This window comes from Deltaproteobacteria bacterium (assembly GCA_016208165.1).
GTDB lineage: Bacteria > Desulfobacterota > Desulfarculia > JACQYL01 > JACQYL01 > JACQYL01.
In genome coordinates, this window is record JACQYL010000024.1 from 48,307 (window position 1) to 71,687 (window position 23,381).

20 protein-coding genes are annotated in these 23,381 nt (G+C 56.9%); 11 read left to right on the forward strand and 9 right to left on the reverse strand.

The window, feature by feature from the left end:
- The first annotated feature begins 11 nt into the window (after nt 1–11).
- A complete protein-coding gene (locus HY788_04370; GenBank protein MBI4773408.1) occupies nt 12–491 on the forward strand; it encodes a hypothetical protein in 480 nt (159 codons plus the stop codon).
- Nucleotides 492–673: 182 nt separating this feature from the next.
- On the opposite strand, the gene HY788_04375 is transcribed toward HY788_04370, so the two are convergent.
- From HY788_04375 to HY788_04400, 6 genes are all read right to left on the reverse strand, one after another.
- The gene (locus HY788_04375; protein MBI4773409.1) at nt 674–928 is read right to left on the reverse strand and encodes a hypothetical protein; all 255 of its coding nucleotides are present in this window, start codon (nt 926–928) and stop codon (nt 674–676) included.
- Nucleotides 929–980: 52 nt separating this feature from the next.
- Nucleotides 981–1,571 carry a TetR family transcriptional regulator C-terminal domain-containing protein gene (locus tag HY788_04380; protein ID MBI4773410.1) on the reverse strand — a complete coding sequence of 197 codons (591 nt, stop codon included), beginning with the start codon at nt 1,569–1,571 and terminating at the stop codon, nt 981–983.
- A gap of 246 nt (nt 1,572–1,817) precedes the next feature.
- Nucleotides 1,818–4,079, reverse strand: a complete 2,262-nt coding sequence (locus HY788_04385; protein MBI4773411.1) for a molybdopterin-dependent oxidoreductase — start codon at nt 4,077–4,079, stop codon at nt 1,818–1,820.
- A 72-nt stretch (nt 4,080–4,151) separates the two neighbouring features.
- Complete coding sequence (locus tag HY788_04390) at nt 4,152–4,568, reverse strand: DUF3795 domain-containing protein (GenBank protein MBI4773412.1); 417 nt, start codon at nt 4,566–4,568, stop codon at nt 4,152–4,154.
- Between the two features lie 492 nt (nt 4,569–5,060).
- Nucleotides 5,061–5,378, reverse strand: a complete 318-nt coding sequence (locus HY788_04395) for a hypothetical protein (GenBank protein ID MBI4773413.1) — start codon at nt 5,376–5,378, stop codon at nt 5,061–5,063.
- 79 nt (nt 5,379–5,457) lie between these two features.
- Nucleotides 5,458–6,813, reverse strand: a complete 1,356-nt coding sequence (locus HY788_04400) for an NDP-sugar synthase (protein ID MBI4773414.1) — start codon at nt 6,811–6,813, stop codon at nt 5,458–5,460.
- Between the two features lie 609 nt (nt 6,814–7,422).
- Here HY788_04400 and HY788_04405 point away from each other — a divergent pair.
- Both HY788_04405 and HY788_04410 read left to right on the forward strand, forming a co-directional pair.
- Entirely contained in the window at nt 7,423–8,661 is a 1,239-nt protein-coding gene (locus HY788_04405; protein ID MBI4773415.1) for a hypothetical protein, read from the forward strand.
- Nucleotides 8,662–8,803: 142 nt separating this feature from the next.
- A complete protein-coding gene (locus tag HY788_04410; protein ID MBI4773416.1) occupies nt 8,804–9,691 on the forward strand; it encodes a hypothetical protein in 888 nt (295 codons plus the stop codon).
- Nucleotides 9,692–9,826: 135 nt separating this feature from the next.
- Here the strand turns inward: HY788_04410 and HY788_04415 are convergent, their stop codons facing one another.
- Both HY788_04415 and HY788_04420 read right to left on the reverse strand, forming a co-directional pair.
- On the reverse strand, nt 9,827–10,393 hold the full coding sequence (locus HY788_04415; GenBank protein ID MBI4773417.1) for a 2-oxoacid:acceptor oxidoreductase family protein: 567 nt from the start codon (nt 10,391–10,393) through the stop codon (nt 9,827–9,829).
- 105 nt (nt 10,394–10,498) lie between these two features.
- Nucleotides 10,499–12,361 carry a 4Fe-4S binding protein gene (locus tag HY788_04420; protein ID MBI4773418.1) on the reverse strand — a complete coding sequence of 621 codons (1,863 nt, stop codon included), beginning with the start codon at nt 12,359–12,361 and terminating at the stop codon, nt 10,499–10,501.
- Between the two features lie 457 nt (nt 12,362–12,818).
- On the opposite strand from HY788_04420, the gene HY788_04425 reads away from it, so the two are divergent.
- A complete protein-coding gene (locus HY788_04425; GenBank protein MBI4773419.1) occupies nt 12,819–14,000 on the forward strand; it encodes a homocysteine biosynthesis protein in 1,182 nt (393 codons plus the stop codon).
- A complete protein-coding gene (locus HY788_04430; protein MBI4773420.1) occupies nt 13,997–14,413 on the forward strand; it encodes a 4Fe-4S binding protein in 417 nt (138 codons plus the stop codon). The genes HY788_04425 and HY788_04430 overlap by 4 nt, the downstream gene beginning before the upstream one ends.
- A gap of 52 nt (nt 14,414–14,465) precedes the next feature.
- On the opposite strand, the gene ltrA is transcribed toward HY788_04430, so the two are convergent.
- Entirely contained in the window at nt 14,466–15,923 is a 1,458-nt protein-coding gene (ltrA, locus tag HY788_04435) for a group II intron reverse transcriptase/maturase (protein MBI4773421.1), read from the reverse strand.
- Nucleotides 15,924–16,511: 588 nt separating this feature from the next.
- On the opposite strand from ltrA, the gene HY788_04440 reads away from it, so the two are divergent.
- The 6 genes from HY788_04440 to HY788_04465 all read left to right on the forward strand — a co-directional run bounded on the left by HY788_04440 (nt 16,512) and on the right by HY788_04465 (nt 23,356).
- Entirely contained in the window at nt 16,512–17,336 is an 825-nt protein-coding gene (locus tag HY788_04440; GenBank protein ID MBI4773422.1) for a nitroreductase family protein, read from the forward strand.
- A gap of 398 nt (nt 17,337–17,734) precedes the next feature.
- Nucleotides 17,735–19,627, forward strand: a complete 1,893-nt coding sequence (locus HY788_04445; protein ID MBI4773423.1) for a transglycosylase SLT domain-containing protein — start codon at nt 17,735–17,737, stop codon at nt 19,625–19,627.
- A gap of 78 nt (nt 19,628–19,705) precedes the next feature.
- Complete coding sequence (locus HY788_04450; GenBank protein MBI4773424.1) at nt 19,706–20,305, forward strand: MBL fold metallo-hydrolase; 600 nt, start codon at nt 19,706–19,708, stop codon at nt 20,303–20,305.
- Between the two features lie 115 nt (nt 20,306–20,420).
- Entirely contained in the window at nt 20,421–21,020 is a 600-nt protein-coding gene (locus HY788_04455; GenBank protein ID MBI4773425.1) for a TetR/AcrR family transcriptional regulator, read from the forward strand.
- A gap of 138 nt (nt 21,021–21,158) precedes the next feature.
- The gene (locus tag HY788_04460; GenBank protein MBI4773426.1) at nt 21,159–22,493 is read left to right on the forward strand and encodes an SCP2 sterol-binding domain-containing protein; all 1,335 of its coding nucleotides are present in this window, start codon (nt 21,159–21,161) and stop codon (nt 22,491–22,493) included.
- Nucleotides 22,494–22,966: 473 nt separating this feature from the next.
- Nucleotides 22,967–23,356 (forward strand): hypothetical protein, encoded by a 390-nt coding sequence (locus tag HY788_04465; GenBank protein ID MBI4773427.1) that lies wholly within the window; start codon nt 22,967–22,969, stop codon nt 23,354–23,356.
- Nucleotides 23,357–23,381 lie beyond the last annotated feature (25 nt).

A 23,381-nucleotide genomic window follows, 5' to 3' on the forward strand; every position in this document is an offset into this window, starting at 1 on the left:
GTTCGGAGAAGATGTTTCTAATCGAACTCGATATGCCTCTTTCAGAGACTTCGGTGATTCCCGCCAACGGCATTTGGAAATCCACCGACAAGACGCTCAGCTTCTATCTGCAGGAATACCAGAGCGGCGCCTGTATCACCGTGGTTACCTTGAACGGCGTCGATTTCGCGGCGTATCCGGACGCGGACTACAGCGACGGAATTCGTGTGTGGGACGACCTCGGCGGCCGGGGGTACCCTCTGACCTTGGCGCTCGCGGACTCGTCACATGGTTCCCTGACAGCCACGTTACCCGGAAACAACAGCGTCACCAAACTGGTTGAAAGGGCCTTTTCAGGCACCCGATCGTCCACCCCTCAAAACGGAATCTGGAGAAGTGAGGACGATGCACTGTCCTTTTACCCCCAGAAATACGAAGGCGGTTCATGCATCCTCGTGGCGACCATGGACGGTGTCCGTTTCGCCCTTTTTCCACGACCAGGATCTGAGTGATGGGATCGGTGCAACAAACGATGTGGGCGGTCAGGGGTACGCCATGGCGCTGAGCCTTGTCCATGCAAGTCATGGATCGTTTATGGCGGATCTTCCCGGAGAAGGGACCATCGTAAAACCCGTAAGTCTGAACCATCCCGATACCCCATAACGCGGATCGGCTCCTCCGCGCCGCCGATCGCTCACGGAGGGCTCGAACCAATCTTGCCGGAAAGGCTTCGCGATAAACGATAGGACCGCTTAACCGGGGGAGCCAGGATCCCCCCTGACGTACGATAGAATCCGATTCCCGAAACCATGGGCAGCAGGTCGTCGTCCGCCCATTCCCCCATGGAGCCTTCATAGACCCGGGCGTTTCTCAGACCCAGTATCTTGGTGACCACGAACCAATTGTAGACCGCGTGGACGCCCTCGTTACAGTAGAATATGACATCCACATCTCTGGTGCGGCGGCATCGTCTTCCGTTGCCATGGCGGATTTTCAGGATCCTATCCGACTGAGCCCTTGAGCAGTTTTTCGAACACGATTCGCTCAAAAAACCTCTGGTGGGTTGTCGTTTTGGAGACCTTCATTTGCAGGAGCGTGCCTTGAAAGCTACTCAGAATGAAATCAGAGGCCTCTTGTACGTCCAGGTCGGCCGCAACTTCTCCCTGCCGGCGGGCTTCCTCCAAACACGCGGCTATCTTCAGCTTGAGGGCCTTAAAGACTTCTTCCAGCCGGATCCGGAATCGTTCGTTCCGGTCTCCCATCTCCAAAGAGAGGTTTCCGAAAGGACACCCGCCCTTGAAACCGTTCTTTTCAAAAGCCGACATCAGATCATGGAAATAATCGCTCAGGCGTTGCAGCGGGGTTTTGCTCGGATCCTTCAAATATCGGTCCACCCGATCCAGGTGGCGGCGAGCGTTCTCATCGATGAGTTGGAGACCGAAGTCTTCTTTGCTTTTGAAATAGAAATAGAACGAGCCCTTGGGTACACCCGCGCCGGCCAGGATCTCCTGCAGGCCGGTGGCATAGAACCCCTTCTCATAAACGCGTTTGGTCCCTTCTTCAAGAATCCTGGTTTTGGTGTCTGTTTTCATCGTTGCATGATCCCCAAACCCCTGCCAAGACTTGCCGGATAGCCCTGGGACCGAGGAGCGGTCTCCCAGGGGGTGGCCCAAAGACCTCCCTCATGGGGCAATGGCCCTTTAGCGCCTCCCGGAGGGGCCGGCCCTGAGCTTGTCGAAGGGTGGCGCCCGCCTGAAAAATCCTGAACGGGGGGGCATAGGGGGGAAACTTTTTCAGAAGTTCCCTCCCCGTATATAATTAGACTCCCGTCACTGCAGTCAGGCCGCCTCGACCTTGCATGGAATATAACGGTGCAGAGGGGTCCCTGCGATACGGTCCCGATGAGTGTTTTTGGTCAGTCGGTTGGCGTTGGTCCCGTAGGTCTTTCCCCCGTGCACCAGGCCGAATCCTTGCGGTATCATGATGTAGCCCGGCCTCGTGGACCTGGTCACTTCGAGTTCGATGGTTTCCTTCCCGGCCTCGGTCGTTATTCGAACCCTCTGACCGTCATTGAAACCACACCTTTCCGCGTCCTCCGGATGCATGAGCACGGTGCATGCCCGTTTTCCTTCGTTCCAGGCAGGATCCCGCAGACTCGTATTGGCGTTGAAGTCCATGTGTCGGCCGGACGACAGGATGAAGGGGTATGCTTCCTCGTGTTCTCTGAGCCTTTTCGACTCGAGTACAGGATCGATCTCCTGAATCCACTCTTTCATTTCGGGCGCGTCCAGATGGATCCGACCGTCCTGGGTGTCCAGGGCTTGGAAATGATCCCACGTTGCGGCATCGACTTCGCCCACCCAGATACCTTCCGGATGCTGCAGCACGGCTTTGAAGATTTCTTCCCCAAGGCCGGGTCCGGGATGAAACCCCACGCGAGCGGCCATCTCCTGAACGGCGGGCGGCAGATTCTGCAGAAGTCCCCAGAAGGCAGCCAGGTTTCCGGAACCCAATGTTTTCCCCAGCGTTTTGGAAAGAATGCATGGCAGGCTCCTGGCGGCTTTTGGATCGGACCGCAAGTATTCCATCAGGGCCATCCCAAACCTGAATCGGTCGCCGCTATCCGCCGCTTTGTTCAAGGACTCCGGAATTTCCGGAACAAATCCCAGGCGATCCGACAATCGAAGAAAGATTTCACCAGCTTCGATCTGCTCTCCCTCCGGTTTCACTACGGGGGGACGCATCTGCAGGGATACCTTTGGAAAGCCTTCCCCAATCAAGGGATTCCCGTCCCAGGATTCATAGGCGGACAAAGCGGGCAGCACATAATGAGAAAGCGCGGCCGTCTCGGTCATGGCGATGTCAACGGTCACTAACAGATCCAGTCGGCTGAAGGCCTTCTCATAGGCGGTCGTGTCCGCATAGGACCTCAACGGGTTGGCGCCGCTCACCACCACTGCGCGAAGTCTGTCCGGGTGGCCGGACAGGATCTCCTCGGGCATCACGTTGGGAGGGTATATGCTGGTGATGGCCGGATAATGCGAAGTCACGGTGCGCCAGGAGCGTGCCTCCTGTTCATCCGGAGTGCTCTTGGGGTTGCCCCGCCCGCTGCGCAACCCCACCGGGAAGATGTTTCCGCCTTCAGCCCCGATCCGTCCGCAGACAGACAACAAGGCGTTTTCCAGATAGGAGATAAGCGTACTATGCCGGGTCATAAGAACGCCAAGGTCGCTGCGAAGACAGGACTTGCGTGTCGCAAAGAAGCGGCAGACCTCTCTCACTCGCGCATAGTCCAGTTCACAAACACCTAGGGCCGCTTTCGCATCGAAATCCGTAAACAGGGAACGGATCGCCTCGAAACCGCTGACGCGCCGGTCCATGTAGTCCTGATTGTGCCACCCTTCTTCGAGTATGATGGAGATCATGGCCCGGTACAATAATGCGTCCGTTCCCGGTTTGACGGGCAGATGGATGTCCGCGATTTTGGCTGTCTCCGAAAGACGCGGGTCGATGACCACGAGCAGCCGATTCGGATCTTTACTCAGTCGGGTGAGCACGCGCCGTGCCTGAGGCGTGTGATGGCTCATCATCGGATTCCACCCCACGGCCAGGAGCATGTCGGTTTCATCGAGATGGGGGACGGTTTGATGAGATTGGTTGCCGAACGTCTTTCCATCGACCCAATACCGCCCGGTCAACTCCTGGGCAAGGGCGTTGTAGGAGTATTGCGACCCCAGGCTTCGCAGCAGATGAATGGCAAAAGTTCCCTGGGACGGGCACGCAACGGTAAATCCGCCCATCAGCGCAAAAGAACGCGGCCCGTGTTCCTTTACGGTCGCAGAGAGTTTCTCAGCTACCTCATGTACGGCCTGGTCCCAGGATATCCGCTCGAATGCGTCTCCGACCTTTTTCAGCGGATACATCAATCGATCGACGTGGTGCTGATGATAGGCAATGTTCAATCCTTTGCGGCAGACGTAGCCCTCGCTGCGAGGATGATCCTTGTCTCCGCGCACCTTGACGATACGGTTATTTTCGACCTGTACCTCGAGACCACACAGATTGGCGCAACACACACAGCCCGTTTTCTTCCATTCCATCGTCACACCTTTTCTAATTACGGGAATAAGCGGAATTGATTAACATCTTCCGGCCTTCTTCTATTGAGGCGCCTACAGTTTCCACTTCCCCTTGTAGTAGGTTCGCATTACCGTTTGCGCCTTTTCTTCGGCCCAGCTTTCCAATCCCATCTTTTTTATCAGACCCAAGTTGAATACTTTGAGATTGTGGGGCTTGGTGGCGGCCATGTCGGCGTAAGGATGCAAATGATCGCATGGGAAATTTTCACATTCGTGGCAAAAGCTCAGTTCTCTTTCTTCTATGCAACGGTACACATTGCAAGGCTCCGTCATATCCAGATAAGCAATGGTCCCGTTTTCGTTTCGGCATCCTTTGCACACGGCCTTATCCTCTGAAACATCCAGATTCTGGGCGACCTTCTTTCTCAAATCCTCGTCAAAATTGGCCTTGTACAAAGGACAATTAAAGCAAGGAAGCCCGCATGGCGCCGTCATGTTGAGATAATCCATGGTGTCTCTCCCGGAAACGATGTGTAGGTGTAAGGTTCTGGTTTCATCTAAAGGTAGCCGGGCTCGTATCGTTGATATTGAGCGGACGGCCATAGGACGTGTTTTGACCCGGTATCCCATTGAACGCATTCGCCGGTCCGTCGGAGGATCACGATCGCTTCGGGACTCATCCCGGCCTCTCCTTCAGAAGTGATTGACCGGGTTTGGGCCGCGAAAGGCCCAAATCGGGCGAGGCCTGGGGATTGATTCTCAGTGGAGATAGAAACAGGACCGCCGGCGCCGTCACCGCCGTTTCCTTACATGCGAAGTCATAGTAGACCGGTCGTATATCTTCGTCAACCGTTTTTATACTCTTCACCCGACAAAACGGTTCCGATGACGAAAGTCTGAATCTGGTAGCAGACGGGCGCGGATGCCGGCTTGCCTACGGTTAGCGGTGGAATCCGCCACTCCAGCAGCCGGGGCCATCGCCACTACAAGCCTGTCCGAGCGTCAGTGGCTATCTTCTTTCCGTTCTTTTTCCCACATTCTTCTCTGCACCAGCGCTTTCATGGTCTCGAGAACGCCGACTTTCTGAAACAGGTTCAGTTCTTCATGGGACTTCACGATACTTTCCAGTTCTTCAAACATCTCCAGATAGAGTTGGTTCTGAATCGTATCGACGGGAGGTTTCCACCCACGGATGACGGCCGTCTTTACCGCCTCGAGTACTCCGCACTTATCCCCTTCATCGAGGTCCGAATACTTCCTCCAAATGTGAATGATCTCATTTCCCATTGCCGCTCTTTTGTCTCTCTGCTCTTTGCCCACGGATGGTTCTCCTTTTCGGCTCCGGCGTTCCCGGATAAGGACTCGATCGGAAGATGACTCGACAAGGAATTTCTTTGGGCTAAATTCTCGGCCCACCCGGGACCCAATCGATGGAGCGCATTTCGAGACGGCCGTCCTCCAGCACGTCCACCGTTTTTCCGAGGATGTCTTCCTCGATACTTCCACCCACAACAATCGATTCATCCATAACCGTTCCTCGTTTTACTACGTTCGGAACAAGGGCTTTCCGCTCTTCACGCGGAATCAGCGATCCCTCGTCCTTGGTGAATGCATAGGTTTTCCATAGGACCGAGTTGGTGATGCGCGCCCCGCTTTCAACGGTCCACCCGTCACCAATCACCGCGTGGGGTCCCAGAACAGCCTTGTCTTCAATGACGCAGTCGTGGCCGATAATGACGGGAGGAACGATATTCACTTCGGAGAAATCCACTGACGCGTTGTTTCCCAGATACCCCCACGGAAAGCGTTCGTAGGGCAAAACAATGTCCACTCCCCCATCCATGCAGATCCTGTTGACCTCCAGATAATCCTGTTTCCGGCCCACGTCGAACCACAGGCCGTCGTACTGTATTCCCCAGAGAACCGCATCCTTGGGCAGGCGGACATAATCCAGTTCGCCCAGCATGGCCGAAAACACGTGTTTACCGAAATCATAGAAAGGCGCCTCGATGGCGACGCTTGCTTCCGTGCGCAATGGATCGAGCATTCGCAGCAGGTCCATTTCGATCATGTACACCGACGCGTTGTTCAGATTACTGGGCGAGTTGGGATCCTTTTCTATGAACTTACGGATCCGACCCGATACGGATATGGGACCCTGCATCGTCTCGGGATTCTCCAGTTCCACGGTGCCGAATTCAGCTCTTTGCTCCCAGGGTATGGGGGTCAGGAGCATGGTGAAAGCCGATCCTTTCCGTTTGTGAATATCGTACATCCGCTCGATCAGATCGGAACTGAAGTTGGTCACTATGTCGCCGCTCGGAACGATGATGGTGGATCCCTGAAAAGCGCCGAACGGTATCGTCTCCTCCCGATCCAAAACCCGTTTCGCATCGGCCCCCAGCGCCTGTTTGCAGACCCCTCCCAGTGTGCCGGACGGAGCGTGTTCTTCCACGAAACGGATATCCGCTCCAAAACGCGCGCCCCGGCCGTAATAGTTCCGGATCGTTTCGCCCAGGACCGCCAAGTTCATGGAGATTTCCGAAACTCCGCATTCAACGGCCTTTCGAACCCACATTTCGGATATGGGCACGCTTCCGCCGATGGGAAACATGGGTTTGGGCAAGTGGTGAACGGTCAGAGGTTCCATGCGTTTTCCATACCCCGCAGCCAAAATGGCGAACATGATGTTGCCGTCGGCTCCACGCTTGTGCGTCCAGCGGCTCTTGAAATACGTGTCCATTTGAATAGGCATAGAGCGTCTCTTTTCCTTTCTGCCGATGCTGTGAACGGCCGACCCCTCCTGCTCGATTCCCTCTTTTGGATTGGAGGGGCATGTCGTATGAGAAGTCCCCGAGCCCGAGCCGTACAGGTTAAGGCAAATCGCCTCGCCGTCCGCCGATGTTGGGGACCCTGTTGCTTCGCACGGTGTTCTCATTCATATGTGTCCCTCACGAATCTTGTCAAGATATAGATCCGCACGAGGTTCGCATCGACGATGGAGCTAGGGGCAAATGATTATTCGCCCATAGGGGGTCCACCGCGTTCTAATGCAGGGAGGTGCTGCAATACGCCCCTGTGGAACCTGCAATCAGCGAGGTTGGGTTGACGCGCAGATAGCGAAACCGGACGCGTGCGGAGATGTCCTCCGAGGGAGGGTCCTATTTTACCTTTGTGTTTCAAGCGGTGTTTCGGTAAACTGCTGTGGACAAACGGATGGGACGCTTCGCTGATGACCGTCTCGATGTCTTTGTCTGTCTCCCAATTGACCTATGGGAGTAATGTGGTCTAAACAGCGCGGCTCCGGATGCGGGTTTTTCTGAATCACCATCCGGGCGCGCGCTTCCTTTCAAGGGGAAATTCCATGTTTCGACCTTTCCTGTCAGGACCATCAAGAGCGGCTCTGTCGCTGCTGTTGCTGTTTTGCTCGTTCACCTCCCGGGCTGAGGTGTCCGTACCGGAGGTTCAAAGTATTAAGGTGTGGGGCGAGACCGCCGCGACTCAGGACGCCGCCGCGGATAAACAACGGGCTGTGGCCATTGCTCGGCGGGCTGCCGTGGAACAGGTGGTGGGTGCGTACGTCACCTCCAAAACCCTGGTCGAGAACTTCCAAGTGGTGGAAGACCGCATCTATTCCAAGGCGGCCGGGTTCGTCAACAATTACCGGATTCTCGAGGAACGGCGTACCGATCTTCAGCGCGTGCACATTGAAGCACAGGTCAGCGTGGCTCCGGTCACCGAGATTCTTCGGGCCTCCGGGCTGCTGCGCGAGTGGCGTGTGGGCGTGCTCCTGGCGCCGGATCAGAAAAATCTTTCACACATGCTAGGCTACTATTCGGCGCCAAGAATCATGGAAGTGGCTCGGAACATCGAGACGGAAATCGCACGAAAGCTGGTTGAAACCGGTTTTAAGGTCGTGGATCCCGTCCAACTGAAGAAGCTTCGCCAGCAGTTCGAAAAGACGGGAGACCTGTCCGACACCCCTGTAAGTGGAATGGACCTCCTGGTCACCGGCTATGTTTCTCTGGCGGCCCAAAAATCCGGCGGCGCCATGGATCAGGCCATTTGTCAGATCCATGGGAAAATCCTGCGTGTCGATACGGGGGAAGTCGTGTACCAGGGCACCGTGGGCAACACGTTCGACGGCGTGACGTTACTGGTGCCGCGGGATCTGGCTTTCAAGTACGCAGGCTCTCTGGGCAACGGCATGTTGTCCAACGGCGCCCCCGATCTGCGCTCCTTCGGAGGAGGCGCCTCGGCGGCGCTGGACAAAGCCATCCGCCTGGCTTCCGCAATGGCCTCCGACATAGCCGTCTCTCAAATCACCCTGCTTCCTGCTGCTGTGAGCGCCAGAATCGCCCTGGAAATCCACGGTCTGGATTTCAGCAAACTATTGGAACTCGAGGAAGAGCTGAAAGACATGGAGAACGTTTCGAGCGTCAGGACGGAGGAGTTTTCCGGAGACGCTCAGCAGATGGAGGTGGAATATGACGGTGATGCCATGAATCTGGCCCGTGCCATAGGCAAATCCAAAGTAACTCGTGATATGAATCTCAAGATAAAGAAGGTGACCAAGAACAAGATTACCTTGAGTGCCGACTAACATCGGCCGGAGCTGTCATATCCGGCTGATCCGGTGATACGCGGCCTGCAGTTGAAGGACCGACGGATCTGATGGAAATCCGAAGTCGTGCGGGCCGTGCAATCTTTTCCATCAACAAATGCAATTTCGAGGAGGATGCATTATGTGGGTTCGATTGGCTCGAACGGCGATCGGGTTGTGTCTGGTTTTTCTTGTTTTTACCGCCATGGCTCAGGCTAAAGACCGTGTAGCCGTGATGGATTTCGAAAACAAATCCCAGCATGGCGGATGGAGATTGGGAAGCGGGGCCGCGGACATGCTCGCTACGGAGATCGTAAAAACTGGAAAGTTCCAAGTAATGGAACGAGACAAGCTGACCGCGGTCATCAAAGAACAGGACTTGGGCGCTTCGGGTAGGATCGATCCGTCCACCGCGGCTCAAATCGGCAAAATCGTCGGCGTCGAGTATATCATCACAGGCGCCGTAACCGAATACGGCCAGAGCGAATTGGGCGGAGAAGGAGGCGGATTCGCGCTCAAGAAAAAAGGATATCACGCGACCGTGGATATCCGCATGGTAAACGCCAATACAGGGGAAATCGTATTTGCGGACAGTGCGACTCACAGCGAAGCCGCATACAACGTCAAGGTTTTCGGCTACGGCGGCGGAGAAGAGTTTGACGAGAAGAAAGCCACCGAAGTCATGCGCGCGGCCATAGCCAAGCTCGCCGTCAAGATCAATTCGGCTCCCCTCGCCGCCGCCGGTTCTTCCGGTCCTAAAATCGCGGCGGGTCCGGCCTTGGTGGCCGACGTAGACGGCAATTGTGTGGTATTGAACAAAGGACGCAACGGCGGCTTGCAGCAAGGACAGGAAGTCACACTGTACAGAGCCGGCAAAACGATCACAGACCCACAGACGGGAAAGGTGTTGAAGGTGCGCCTCAGGAAGGTCGGCGTCATCAAATTGACCACTGTGGACGACGGTTATGCCGAGGGAGAGGCGCTCAGCGGATCGGGGTTCCAGGTGGGCGACACCACGCAGGCAGAATAGTGTATATGTTGGGTTACGCTCGCTTTGCTCGCCAACCCGACCTACCGTTTTCTCAACATCGTGTAAGAATCGTTGACGCCGCATCCGGTAGGTCGGGTTGAGCATCGCGAAACCCAACAACGTAGAGTGGTCGCCTTACCGCTTCTCTCCCAAAGACCCGGCTTCATAACCCGAAGCAAGCGCTTTCAGATTCTGCTCCCTGTACGGTTCCCTGCTCAGATTCCTTACCGTATCCTCGACGGCCTCGTAGGAAAACGGAAAGGCAAGCCGTTCGATGGAAAATCCCAGCAGGATCATGTTGGCCGTCAATGGCGCGCCGGTTTCCAGAGCGATACGGCTTGCATCCAGCACATGCAGCTCGGCGGGAAGCTGTTTCAGGTATTCGGACAATTGAAAAGGCATGCGCGCCGAATCCGGTCCGTTCACCACCGCTGCTCCGCCGGGTTTCAGGAAAGACACGGTATTCGGCAATTCGTCGGCCTCGAACACAAGGAGTCCGTCGGCCGTGCCCGCCCGAACCAGCGGCGACTGCATGGATCCCACACGCACGTGGCTGACCACGGACCCTCCTCGCTGGGCCATGCCATGAGTCTCACTGACCAGCACATGATGGCCTTCCTTCAAGACCGCGTCGTGCAGTATGCGGGTGATGAACAGGATGCCTTGACCGCCCACCCCTGCCAGCACGTAATTCCGATTCATGATATTCGCCTCGTGCCCTTCCCGGACGCAAGTAAGCGCCCGAAGTTCTTTCAAGATTTCGCCTGACGCCGACCTTGAATATTCGATTGCGGTCCGGTCCCCCGTTCAAGCCGCTTCAATGGCTCCCGTGGGACAGATGTGGACGCATACGCCGCAGCCCACGCACAGCGTTTCCCGGATCCGAACTTTCTTCTCGCCGGGTATGGGCTCGAAGGCCGGACATTCGAACCGCTTCACACACAGGAGACAGCCATCACACGCATCCGTGATGTTCATCCGTTTGGACTCGAGCTGATCCCGATACGCGATAATGCAGGGATGCTCTGAAATCAGCACGGCGACCCCTTCCCGCTCGACAGCTTCTTCCGCTTGCGCCAGGGCGGCCGAAAACCCTGGTACATCGTAAGGATCGTGGGTAAGCACCGTGTCCACACCGCAACCGCGAACCACTCGTTCCAGCGGGATGCGTCCTCCCACGCCGCCGTCGGCCCGGATCCCCAGGCCCGGTGTGGGCTGCATGCCGGTCATGGCGGTGATCTTGTTGTCCAGGATGACCAGCAGCATCCGCGCCCGGTTGTATACGGCGTTCATCAGTCCGGCCGTACCTGAGTGGTAAAACGTTGAATCCCCGATGGTAGCCACTATCGGACGATCGTTTCCATCCTGATGGTACGCCTGATAGAATCCGCTCGCCATGGTCACTCCGGCCCCCATGTCCAGAACCGTGTCCACGGCGCCAAGATTGAGCCCCAAGGTGTAGCACCCGATATCGGAGGTGAAGACCGCCTTGGGAAATCGCCTGCGTATGGCAAAGAACGCCGCCCTATGGGGACATCCCGGACACAAGGTGGGTCGCCGGGGCGCGGGCTTGACCTCTTCGAGCAATTTTTCAAGGGACGGGTCCATGGCCCGAGGCAGAGGTTGGCCCAGGGCCTCGTCCAGAAACCTCGAAAGAATGCCGTACAACAATTCAGGGACCAATTCGCCTTCTTGAGGAATGTGTCCCGTGTTCCTGCCGCACACACCCGGCTTGCTTTCCAGGATAAGTTCCAAAAAGGCGCCTGTTTCTTCCACGACCAGAACCTTGTCGCAACGCTCGCAGAAATCGCTTAGCAAGGCGCGGGGATAAGGATTCGGCATGCCCACCTTCATCACGGGAACGGATCCGACGCCCGCATCATCCAGAATGTCCCGAACCGCGACAAAGGGGACGCCGCCCGCGATAATGCCCGCCCGTCGGTGCTCTCCATCGGGAATGGGCTGTACGTTAAAACCGTCGGCCCACTTCGGTTCACTTACGATCTGAGCCAGCTTCCGGTTAAGCTCTTCATGCAGGACATACCGGAACTTGGGAGTCGCGGCCCAACGTCTCGGGTCCTTTTGGAAATCTGCCTTTCTGGGTTGCGACGCCAGGCGAGTCTGGACGATGTCTTGTTTTGCGTGGCACACGCGAATGGCCGGACGGACGATCACGGGCAACCGCTTTGCTTCGGACAGCTCGAATGCACGGGCAATCATGCGAATGGCCTCTTCCGGCGTGGAAGGATCGAACGCCGGCGCCTTGGCGAATAACGACATCAATCGGGTGTCCTGCTCCGTCTGAGACGAGTGGGGTCCCGGGTCGTCGCAGGAAATGACCACAAACCCGCCCACACAACCCAGGTAAGCCGCGCTCATGAGGGAGTCGCAAGCCACGTTCAGTCCCACCTGCTTCATGCAGCAGGCGGCCCGTTTGCCGGTCAGCGCCGCTGCGTACGCATTGTCGAAAGCCACCTTTTCGTTTACCGACCACTCTGCGTAGGCGTCTATGTCATGTTCGCGTTTCAGCTGAACGAACGCGGGCAATATTTCCGAACTGGGCGTACCGGGATAGGAACAGAGCACCTGGCATCCGGCCTCGAGCAAGCCACGCGCCATGGCCTCGTTGCCCAGCATCACACGTCGTCCCGGCGATTCTACGTTTGGCATAACACGCTCCCGCTTTAGTTGTGGAAAGATGAAATAGTACCAAATCTGCCGATTTGATTGCAAGAACAGGGAAGGCGAACTTGCATCGTTTCCCTCGCGTCTGGGTCCGTGCTCCACTCACGCGATCTCCCTGAACCTGAGGCTCCGAGCGGGCACGAAGGCTCTCGACAATAGTACGACATTAGTACTTGCTTCCCGTGCTCACTTCGGGTAAACTGCCGACTCATTGTTTAGGAAGCCATAGATCAAATGTTCGGAGATCGCTCGGTCCCCAAGGGCCGATTTCACATGAGAAGCATGAAGAACGCCATCCTATACAGAGATCCGTCCCCCGTGTCCTTCCTGGAAAGTAAGGAGGTGGTGGCTCCTTTATGGATCATGCTCGGCCCCCTAGGGGGCAGTGTCAGGCATCGGTCCGTAACGGAGAACTTTACCTTACGTTTCAGGGAGGAATCGAATGATTCGTAGCATAGAAGAAATCAATCAAAAAATTCGCGAGGGCCGTGTCGTCGTGTACACGGCCGAAGAAATCATTGACGTGGTACGGGAGAAAGGCGTCTCCGCAGCCGCCAGGGAAGTGGACGTGGTCACCACGGGTACGTTCAGTCCCATGTGCTCCAGCGGCGCCTATTTTAATATCAAGCAGCCCAAGATCAAGATAAAGATGGGCGGGGGAACCGCGTATCTGGACAGAGTTCCCGCCTACGCCGGATTTGCGGCCGCGGATATTTACCTCGGCGCCACCGCCCTACCGGATCAAGCACCTCGCAATGCCCGGCATCCCGGTGAATTTCCGTTCGGCGGGGCGCACGTGATCGAGGCCCTGGTTTCCGGCAAGAAAGTCACCCTTACCGCAAGCGCCTACGGAACGGACTGCTATCCGGCCCTGGAACGCGACGAGGAGATCGGATTCGAAGACATGAACGAAGCGGTTCTCTTCAACCCGCGCAACTGTTATCAGAATTACAACGTGGCCGTAAATCTGTCCGACAAGACCATCTATACGTACATGGGCGTGCTGAGGCCGAATCTCGGAAACGCCAACTACTGCAGCGCGGGACAGCTTTCCCCCCTGCTGAACGATCCGCTCTACCGGACCATCGGCATCGGGACTCGCATCTTCCTTGGCGGCGGCAAAGGCTATGTGGTGTGGCCCGGCACCCAGCACAATCCCAATGTGCCCCGCACGGAGACAGGCGCGCCGAAGAAGCCGTCAGGAACCCTGGCGGTCATGGGAGACCTCAAAAAGATGAGTCCCGCCTGGCTGCGGGCGCTCAGCTTCGTCGGGTATGGGGTAACCCTGTCGGTAGGCATCGGAATTCCCATACCGATTCTGGACGAGGAAGTGATGAAGCACGTTTCCGTCACGGATGCGGAACTGTGGGCGCCGGTGGTGGATTACAGCCGTGACTACCCTTACGGAGAAGGAGGAGGTCCGCTGGCTGAAGTCACCTACGCCCAGCTCAAAAGCGGGCGTATCGAACTCATGGGCAAACAGGTTCCCACCGGAGCGTTCTCCTCTATTTTAAAAGCACGGGAAATCGCCGGGATACTCAAGGATTGGATTCGGAAAGGTAACTTCGAACTGACCTCGAAAGTAGCGTCGCTGCCGGGCGTGAAGGGAGGTGAGGCCCTATGATTACTCGAAAAGTAACGCTGCGGTTTCCTCCGGAGGCGGTGGAAGAACCCGTGACCTATCGCCTGGTGAAAGATTACGGGCTCATGGTGAACATTCTGCGTGCATCGATCCATCCCGGAAAGAAAGGCCGTCTCGCCTTGAGTATCACCGGGGACCAGGCGGACCTGGACACGGCCTTGGCCTATGTCCAGACCCTCGGCATCGAAGTGGAACCCATGGCCGAGGATATTCGCCGCATCGAGGAACGCTGCACCAGTTGCACGGCCTGTATTCCGGCCTGCCCCACCCATGCCCTGGACGTGGATCGAGTCACCTGGCAGGTGTCCTTGGATAAAGATAAATGCGTCCTCTGCGGGTCGTGTATCCCCGTGTGCGCCTACAAAGCCATGGAAATAACCTATGACGGATCCTGAGCCGGGGTTCGTTCATAAATCGAGTAGGGGGGTTCCTTGCGGTTCCCCCCTCTCACACCACCGGGCATACCTGCTCGGTACCACGGCGGTTTCCGTTAGATGTAAGCTTCAGATACCTTGTGTTCAGGTTGACGAGCCCCTGCTTGTCGAACCAGTCGTTGGTCATGGCGTGGCACGCCTGTGGCGTCAGAGACTTGCGCCACCAACCTTTGCCGGACAGCGCCATTATCCAGGAGCTCCACTCCGGCACTCCGCGCTCCATCAGGAATTTTGCAATGGCGAAGGCTCGTTTGCATTGTTTCAATCTGAAGCAACGCAGTTTGCGCCTTATCCACGCATCCAGGTTCCTAAACTGCTTCCGGTGGATTGCCAGTTGGAAGTAGGTCACCCAGCCGGTCAGGAACTCGTTAAGCTTCCTGATGCACTCATCAAACGGCATGGACCGGTTTCTCCGCGTCAGTTCGCGTATCCGTGCCTTGGCCCGCTTCATGCTTTGGGGGGCAATCACAAGCCGCCCTTCTGCATGGAGTCGGTAGCCGAGAAACTTGCGTTCCGACACGTGGGCCACCGCACTTTTTATCCGGTTCACCCGCAGCTTAAGTCGCGTCTCCAAGAACCGTGTGATGGATTCCATAACCCGCTCTCCCGCCGCCGGGCTTTGGACGTAGATGTTGCAGTCGTCAGCATAGCGGCAGAAGCAGTGTCCCCTCCTCTCAAGTTCCTTGTCCAGGTCATCGAGCAGGAGATTCGCCAATATCGGCGATAATGGCCCCCCCTGCGGCGTCCCTTCGTACCGGGTCACACATACCCCATTTGTCATTATTCCCGCAGTCAAAAACCGCCGGATAATCCTTAGCAGACGTTTGTCGCCGATGCGGCGGGCGAGCCTCGACATCAGGATGTCGTGGTTGACACGGTCGAAGAACTTCTCCAGATCGCAATCCACGACTATGGTGCGGCCCTGTTCCACATACCGGCTTGCCTGCGTCAGGGCGTCATGTGCTCCCCTTCCAGGACGGAATCCGTAACTGGATTCGGAAAAGGTGGGATCAAGGATTGGTGTCAACACTTGCAGGATCGCCTGCTGGATCACCCGGTCCACCGTAGTCGGAATGCCCAATTGCCGCATTCCCCCGCCAGGTTTGGGGATGTCAACCCGCTTTATGGGTTGCGGCTTGTAACTGCCGTCCATGAGCGAGGCGATCAGCTCGTCCTTGTTCGTCCTTAGCCAGTCCCCCAGCTCATGGACGCACAACCCGTCCACGCCCGGCGACCCTTTGTTGGCTTTGACGCGCTGGTAGGCCTTGTTGAGGTTTGCCGGGCGGCAAATCCTCTCCATAAGGTTCTGCGCCAAGGCTCGTCCTTCGCTCAATGCCGTGGGAACTCGCTGCTCCCCGTGCGCGCCAGGTCCGGTTCCGCCTTCGCCGGTTGCGCCGGGGCCTCGGGACAGCGGCTCTGCAAAAAGTTCGAGCTGCCGCTGCGGCCCTGTTTGCTGCCTCCTCGCTCCCATCGAAACTCGCGTGACTGCTCCTTGCTATAACGGATTCGGCCCTTCAGCCGCCAAAGGCGCGGCCTACTATGGCCTCTGCTGACTTCTCCGCGCCCGTCCCGGCACATCGCTGTACCGGTAGCCGGGAATCGACCCGGCAGATGCGGAGACCTCCCAGGGTAAGGCGTGACTCTTTCCTCCGGCCCTCGCCGGATTTACCTGCGCACGCGTCCGGGTGATTATCGGGCCTCCCCGTCCAATGCCGGGTTACCCCGCTGCGCCGGCCTTACTATCCGGTTTCTGTTCGTCGAGTCCGGGCTTTGCCTCCGGCTTCCTTCAGACCCCGCCTCGCGACGACGCCCTTGCCATTGGCTAACGCTTCCGATCACCACGGCCCGTAGAGGACTTGCACCTCATAAGATTCACGCCATGCCTGGCACACAAATATAGGGGCGCCGGATCCAATCCGGCGTCCCTTTTTTCTTTCCCTGAGCAAGATGATAGGGTAGAACACGTCTCCGAAAATCCGGCAATGTTTTACCGATTCGACTGTCTGCTCGAAAGCATGGAAGTCTTGGAGCCACCATCGAATGAGTATAAGGAGAGCCTATGAGCCTGTTCAGCGTCGACGAAGCGAAATGCAAAAGGGATGGAATATGCGTCGCCGAGTGCCCCATGCGCATCATCGAACTCAAGGACGCGGAATCGACCCCAAGCCCCAGCAGCGATGCCGAGGAACTGTGTATTAACTGCGGGCATTGCGTGGCGGTGTGTCCCCATGGCGCGCTTTCCCTGACGACCATGCCCGTCGAAGCATGTCCACCGGTTAGAAAGGAATGGCTTCTCGACGAGGAGCAGGCCGAGCATTTCCTGCGCTACCGGCGATCCATCCGCATATACAAAAATGAGCCCGTGGACCGCAGCGTGATTCAGAGACTGATCGACGTGGCCAGGTTCGCTCCGTCAGGCCACAACGCACAACCCGTGCGCTGGCTGGTCATCTATGACAGCCGGGAAGTCCAACGCCTCGCGGGGCTCTGTATCGATTGGATGCGGTTCGTGATAAAGGAACAACCGGCTTTCGCCAAAATGCTCCACATGGATCGGGTGGTGGGGCGTTGGGAGGAAGGATTCGACCCGATTTGCCGTAGCGCGCCGCATGTGATTGTGGCGCATGCCGAAAAGCAGAACCGGGCCGCTCCGGTAGCCTGCACCATTGCCCTGACCTATCTCGAGCTGGCCGTTCCCTCGTTCGGACTTGGAGCATGCTGGGCCGGTTTTCTGAATGCCGCCGCCATGTTATGGCCGCCTATGCAGGAAGCGCTGGCCCTGCCGGAAGGACACTCGAGCATGGGCGCCATGATGATCGGGTTTCCCAAGTTCAAATATCACCGGCTTCCGCAGCGAAACGAGGCCCGGATCACATGGCGGTGAGGCGAAGAGCTGGGGGATGCGCCGGGTGCGGGGAAGGATGGTTGATCGACCGGACAGCGGAATCGATGCACTCTTTTTGATGAATCGGCTTGGACCGACCCGCAACCGGATCATTGAATCCCGGAAGCCCGTCGCTTGACGACAGTCGACATGGCGATCCCTGGAGCCCTTTCCAAGAGCGTCGGTTCATGCTATAGGTGATTTCGGAAGCGGGATTTCAATGACCCGGAACCTTCACCAAGCTTTCGCCGAAGGGGTTTCTCTGTCTGCCATTCGCCGGTTGTATCTTCAACGTCGATGCCTCGACGCGCCCAATGCCCTGATATTATCAATTTTACCGATGGCGAAGGATTTCGTTAAGTTTCCGGGATAACACTCAAGGCCTGTGAGGCAGTCTCATGCGTCGAACCGGTCTCCGTTTGGTATGCTTTCTTGTCCTAGCGTGGCTTTTGTCCGGCCATCCGGCCGGGGCCGACACGGTGGTCCTGCCGATTACGGTTGAATACAACGCCATGCGCACGATTCTCGTGCATCAGATGTTCACGCTCCCCAACGAACGCGCTATGGTTTTGGACGACGGCAAAGGGTGTAATTACATCGAGCTCGCGGAACCTCAGCTCGGCCCCGAAGGGCGTTATCTCCGCATTGCGGCCAAGATACGCGCCCGAGCGGGGCTAGCGGTTTTCTCCGAATGTCGCGGCCCGGAAGCGTGGGAAGGTAACATCGAGTTGATCGAGCGGGTTTGGCTCGACCCGGCCAATTGGCTGCTTCGTTTCCAAACGGTGGACTCTCGTGTGTATAATCCGAATGGGGAGCGGACGGAGATCAGCCGTTTGCTCTGGGAGCTGATAAAAAAGCATGTTCACGCATACCTCGACAGGACCACTATAGATCTGGCCCCTCCGGTGGCAGAATTGAAAAGCTTTCTTCCGATGATGGTGCAACCCGCCTCCAGAGGACGATTGAACCGGTGGCTGGAAAGTCTTCGCCCCGGCGATTTTACCGTTTCTCCCGAGGCGGTCTCGGCGGAAATCGTTATGGATGTGGGACCGATGCCTCCGGCAGGACCCAAGGCCGCGGAGGCGCCCCTGAACGCTGAAGAACTGAAACGGTTCGTTCAGGCCTGGGAGACCTGGGATGCCTTCCTGGCATACGAAATCCGGTCACTGGGCGGTCATGCCTTAACGGAAGACGACAAACAGGCGCTTCTGGACATCCTTCTGGAAACCAGGTATCGATTCGTCGACGAACTGGGCGGCGGAAATCCTCATCGAGACCTCGTCCGGGAACAGTTCGTGTCCGTTTGGCGGAGGCTGTCTCCGATTCTCAGGAAGTATCTGAACCGGGGAGACGCCACTCACCTCTTGGGGTATTTGAGCTTTTTTTCGGCGGCGGATGCCTTGGCCGCTCTGGACAGACTGGGCCCTGCACTCGACATCGAAATCAGCCGCCGCGGATTGAGGAGACTGGCGAGACTCATCAGCGCCGAAGGATGGTCACCGAGCCTTGAATACTATTACGGCGTGGACGTCGGACTCAGGGACCTGCTGGGATTCGACCCTATCTCGGACGAGAAGGCGCCTGTAGTTCCGGAAGAGGAGGAGGGCGACGAGGATTTGGAGATGTTGCCGGAGGAAGATCGCGATAGCCGCCGGCCCTTTAATTGGCTTGGCGGCGTTGCGTGGGCGGCCGAGGGCGATTCCAAAGTCGACCTTCAAGAGCTGAGACGCTGGCTTGTTCCCGAGGACAACCTGGCTCCGTTTCTCAAGCGCTTACGCGCCCTCATGCGGAAAGCGACCGAGAAGACCCTGGAAAAAGGTCGGCTGAACAGCAAGCACCATTCTCTGTTCAAAAAGATCGTGCCTGCGACAGCGTGGCAGGAAAGCTGCTGGAGGCAGTTCATTGTCAAGGATGGGAAGATACTGTATCTCATGTCGTACAACAACACGTCCGTAGGCATTATGCAAGTAAACGAGCGCGTCTGGAGAGGCATCTTCAGCCGCCACAATCTGCGATGGAACATCTGGTACAACGCCCAGGCCGGGTGTCAAATTCTGGAGCACTATTTTCTCGAATACCTGATAGGAGAGGGCCGAACCAAGGAGAATCTGGATCCGGACACCATGGCGCGCGCTCTCTACGCCATGTATAACGGCGGTCCCGCGCAACTGAACAAGTTTCTGAATCGTCACAAGCGAAAAAAATACTACTTGAGCGACAAATTGTTTTGGGAGAAATACACGTGGGTCAAGGCTCAGGCATGGGATCGGTCCTATGAATGCCTGAAGTAATGCCTTCGATCCACGCCGGTTTCGACTGAATCCGACGCACATCGTGGACGGCATAGACGAAAGACGGATGGAGTGGACATGATTATCGAGCAGATTCCGGTAGGAGCGATGGACGTGTTCTGTTACCTACTGGGTTGCGAGCGGCAGAGGAAAGCGATGTACATCGATCCCGCCGGAGACACGGATCTTCTGTTGGAACGTCTCAAAGTCCATAATTTGACCCTCGAATACATCGTAAACACACACGGACATCCGGATCATACCTGCGGGAACGCGGATCTCCGCAAAGCGACGGGTGCAAAGATCGCGATCCACGAACGGGACGCCTCCATGGCGTCTAACGTCGATGTGAAGCTGCGAGACGGCGACCGGATTCAGATAGGTTCCCTGAACGTGGGGGTCCTACACACCCCCGGCCACACCCGAGGCGGGATCTGCCTTTACGTTGGAGGACATCTGTTCACCGGCGACACGTTGTTTGTGGGCGCTGTCGGCAGGACGGACCTTCGTGGAGGCGATTTCGGCAGTTTGCTGATGTCCATCAAAGACAAACTGCTCCCGCTTCCTCCTGAGACGGTGGTATGGCCGGGCCACGATTATGGAGACCGTCCCAGTTCCACGTTGGCCCACGAATGCGACACCAATCCTTACATCTCCGACTTCATTCTTCAGGCCTGACCGGAGCCGGGTCCCCGGCGGGATCGGCGCACGGCTGTTTGAACGCAGGCGGCGTGTCGGCGATTCGGAAATGGGGGTCTTGACAGTCCTCCGGTAAAAGTACATACTGAATGGTATGAAACAAACACGAGATCCCGAGCGCACACGAAGCCGCATTCTGGAATCCGCATTACAGGAAATCCACCGGAAGGGATACAAGGCTGCGAGCCTGTCGGACATCCTGGCCGAAACGGGCCTGACGCGAGGAGCCTTGTACCACCACTTCGCCAACAAGCGGGCCGTGGGGTTCGCGGCGCTGGAGTGGGTTAAGGAACATGTCGCCGAAACATGGCTGCGCCCGCTGGAAGGATGCACGGATCCCATCACCCGGTTCCGGGAAGTGATGCGTGACCTTGGAGGCCGCTTGCAGGAAGAAGACATTGAACTGGGATGCCCTCTGAACAACCTCGCCCTGGAAATGTCCCCCATTGACGAAGAATTTCGCACCCGGGTGGTGGAAATTTACGATCTCTGGCGGAAAGGAGTGGCGGATGCGCTGCGTCTGGGCCAGTCCAACGGTACGGTGAACCGGGCGGTAGATCCGCTGAGCACGGCCACGTTCATCGTGGCGGCCTTGTCCGGATGCCGGGGCCTGGCCAAGGCGGCCCGGAGTTCGGAGCTTCTGCTATCCTGCGCGGACAACCTGGTTCGTTATTTGGAGACCCTGCGGGCGTGACGGCAGATTCGTTTTTTTGCGGGTTAACATACCAACTGGTCTGTATGTAAACCAAAGCGCACGCTCGCGCTCTCTTGGATACCCAACGCAACCGACTCGCTCCGGCCACGATCCGGCCAAAGAAAGAAGAGGCAAACCATGAACCTGGAGAACCACCCAACCGTGCAAATCATCCGCAGCAAGGCGCCTTCCGAATTCCAATATCCATCCCCTCCGCTCCATACCCGGTGGCTCAAAGATCTGGCTATCGAATCCGGCGCCCATGACGTGGGCCTGGTCGATATCCAAAGACCCGGTTTGGCGGAGCATAAAGACGATCTTTTGAAGGTGTTCCCTCACGTCAAAACCCTCGTCAGCATTCTTTGCCGACTGAATCCCGACAACATTCGCTGCGTTTACCGATCCGTTTCGGATCTCGAGTTCCTGAACGGGTTCGAGGCGGTCAATGCGGTGTCACACCGTATGAGTGAGCGATTGAGAGCCGAAGGCGTTCGTGTCCTCACGCCTTCCGGCGGCTTTCCCATGGACCTCGAACACTGGCCCGGCAAAATGTGGCCGGTGTCCCATAAGCCCGTAGCTGTGGAAGCGGGATTGGGTCGGCTGGGGCTCAACCGTCTCCTCCTTCATCCGCAGTTCGGGAACTTCGTGGTGATCGGCACCCTCCTGCTGGATCGGGAGGCCGAGTCGTACGACCATCCTATTGATTTCGATCCCTGTCTGGGCTGCAAACTCTGTGCGTCCGTCTGCCCGGTGGGAGCCATCGGTGAAGACGGTCATTTCAGCTTTTCCAACTGTATGACCCATAACTACAGAGACCGCATGGGCGGCTTTTCGGACTGGGTGGAACATATCGTGACCAGTAACAGCGCTCGGGAATACCGCAAGCACGTGACGGATCCCGAAACCGTGTCCATGTGGCAGAGCCTCAGCTATGGCATCTGCAACAAATCCTCATATTGCATGGCCGTCTGCCCGGCTGGAGAAAAGCAGATCGGACCGTTCCTGGAAGATCGTAAAACCTACCTTACCACCGTCGTGAACCCGCTGCAGAAAAGGACCGAAATGGTTTATGTGGTCCCCGGATCCGACGCCGAACACTTTGCGGCAAAGCGTTTTCCTCACAAGACCATCAGACGCGTGGGAAGCGGGCTGCGCCCAAAGTCCGTATCGAATTTTCTGTTCAGCCTTCCCCTGGTTTTCCAACGAATTCCGGCCAAAGGCTTGGACGCCAGGTACCACCTCACTTTTAGCGGAGCCGAGTCCCTGGAGGCAACGATCGTCATACACGACCAGAAGCTCGAGGTGCTCGATGGCCTTCAGGGCGTAGCGAATTTGCACTTGAAAGCTGACAGCGCGACCTGGGTACGATTTCTGGCGAAAGAGAAAAACCTGCTGGCCGCGTTACTGACCGGTAAAATGAAGATCAAGGGATCGCCGGCATTGCTCAAGGCCTTCGCGGCGTGTTTCCCCTGAACGCGTCCGCAGGGTGTTCTTGGCTGCATTGGAGGCGGCCGGAGGGTGGTCTGGTTTGTCATTCTGGAAAGGATACCTCTTGAAAAAGGTCGGAAATGGGAATAGAAAGGAAGGAGTGCTACGAGACCGAAATCGGCGTTGGAGCGTTTTGATGAAGACGCTTCAAAAACTCCGGGGCCACGGAACCCGTTCATGAGGGCGTTGGACCGGGATTGGGAATCGGCAAGAAACCGGAGCCGGGCTGCAATCTGACAGAACGCCGATGTATGGGCCGTTGCTATCGAAAGAAGACATTAAGGAGCCGGATCCTCCCCAGGATATCCTTCGGACGCATCGTTCTGTGGGACACGCGTGGACCCGCTGAATGAGCAGGGTATTTCGCCATCGGGGGAAAGGGGTTCGGTGTGATTGAAGAAGGCTTGTCGTAGATCGGCAAACGCATCTGTTTTCCATCTGTCCAGTAGGAATCATGTATGATGTACTTAAAGAGAATCTTCCCGGCGGTGGCCGTCGTGGCCTTGGTCTTGAGTCTATCCGGTGTGGGAGCATTTGCATTGGACGTGAAGGTGCGTCCGTCCGAACCCACCGGTTTCAAACTTGTGAATGCTCATACGAATGAGGGATCGAGAGGATATCTCATTCTGGAGGCGGGCATTCAAAACACCACTCAGCAGGCAGTGGAAAACGTTCTAGTATTCATTGTGGCCAAGGGACTGGATGGTAAAGAAGTCAATCGGGTTTACACCATAGTAGACCCACCCCTGCCTTTGAAACCCGGGGACATCGGCAACGTACGTATATCCATTTTGACCTGGAGAATACCCTTGTCGGTTATCGAGTACAAGGTTGTTGGCCTCCTATAGTTGCCGTTCTTGTCTGATCCACGCC

Coding starts and splice junctions, on each gene's coding strand:
- HY788_04420 (MBI4773418.1), bottom strand. CDS start 12,361: ATGCCAAACGTAGAATCGCCGGGACGACGTGTGATGCTGGGCAACGAG.
- HY788_04450 (MBI4773424.1), top strand. CDS start 19,706: ATGATTATCGAGCAGATTCCGGTAGGAGCGATGGACGTGTTCTGTTAC.
- HY788_04460 (MBI4773426.1), top strand. CDS start 21,159: ATGAACCTGGAGAACCACCCAACCGTGCAAATCATCCGCAGCAAGGCG.
- ltrA (MBI4773421.1), bottom strand. CDS start 15,923: ATGGGAGCGAGGAGGCAGCAAACAGGGCCGCAGCGGCAGCTCGAACTT.
- HY788_04465 (MBI4773427.1), top strand. CDS start 22,967: ATGATGTACTTAAAGAGAATCTTCCCGGCGGTGGCCGTCGTGGCCTTG.
- HY788_04385 (MBI4773411.1), bottom strand. CDS start 4,079: ATGGAATGGAAGAAAACGGGCTGTGTGTGTTGCGCCAATCTGTGTGGT.
- HY788_04440 (MBI4773422.1), top strand. CDS start 16,512: ATGAGCCTGTTCAGCGTCGACGAAGCGAAATGCAAAAGGGATGGAATA.
- HY788_04455 (MBI4773425.1), top strand. CDS start 20,421: ATGAAACAAACACGAGATCCCGAGCGCACACGAAGCCGCATTCTGGAA.
- HY788_04405 (MBI4773415.1), top strand. CDS start 7,423: ATGTTTCGACCTTTCCTGTCAGGACCATCAAGAGCGGCTCTGTCGCTG.
- HY788_04415 (MBI4773417.1), bottom strand. CDS start 10,393: ATGAATCGGAATTACGTGCTGGCAGGGGTGGGCGGTCAAGGCATCCTG.
- HY788_04370 (MBI4773408.1), top strand. CDS start 12: ATGTTTCTAATCGAACTCGATATGCCTCTTTCAGAGACTTCGGTGATT.
- HY788_04430 (MBI4773420.1), top strand. CDS start 13,997: ATGATTACTCGAAAAGTAACGCTGCGGTTTCCTCCGGAGGCGGTGGAA.
- HY788_04445 (MBI4773423.1), top strand. CDS start 17,735: ATGCGTCGAACCGGTCTCCGTTTGGTATGCTTTCTTGTCCTAGCGTGG.
- HY788_04380 (MBI4773410.1), bottom strand. CDS start 1,571: ATGAAAACAGACACCAAAACCAGGATTCTTGAAGAAGGGACCAAACGC.
- HY788_04410 (MBI4773416.1), top strand. CDS start 8,804: ATGTGGGTTCGATTGGCTCGAACGGCGATCGGGTTGTGTCTGGTTTTT.
- HY788_04400 (MBI4773414.1), bottom strand. CDS start 6,813: ATGCCTATTCAAATGGACACGTATTTCAAGAGCCGCTGGACGCACAAG.
- HY788_04425 (MBI4773419.1), top strand. CDS start 12,819: ATGATTCGTAGCATAGAAGAAATCAATCAAAAAATTCGCGAGGGCCGT.
- HY788_04390 (MBI4773412.1), bottom strand. CDS start 4,568: ATGGATTATCTCAACATGACGGCGCCATGCGGGCTTCCTTGCTTTAAT.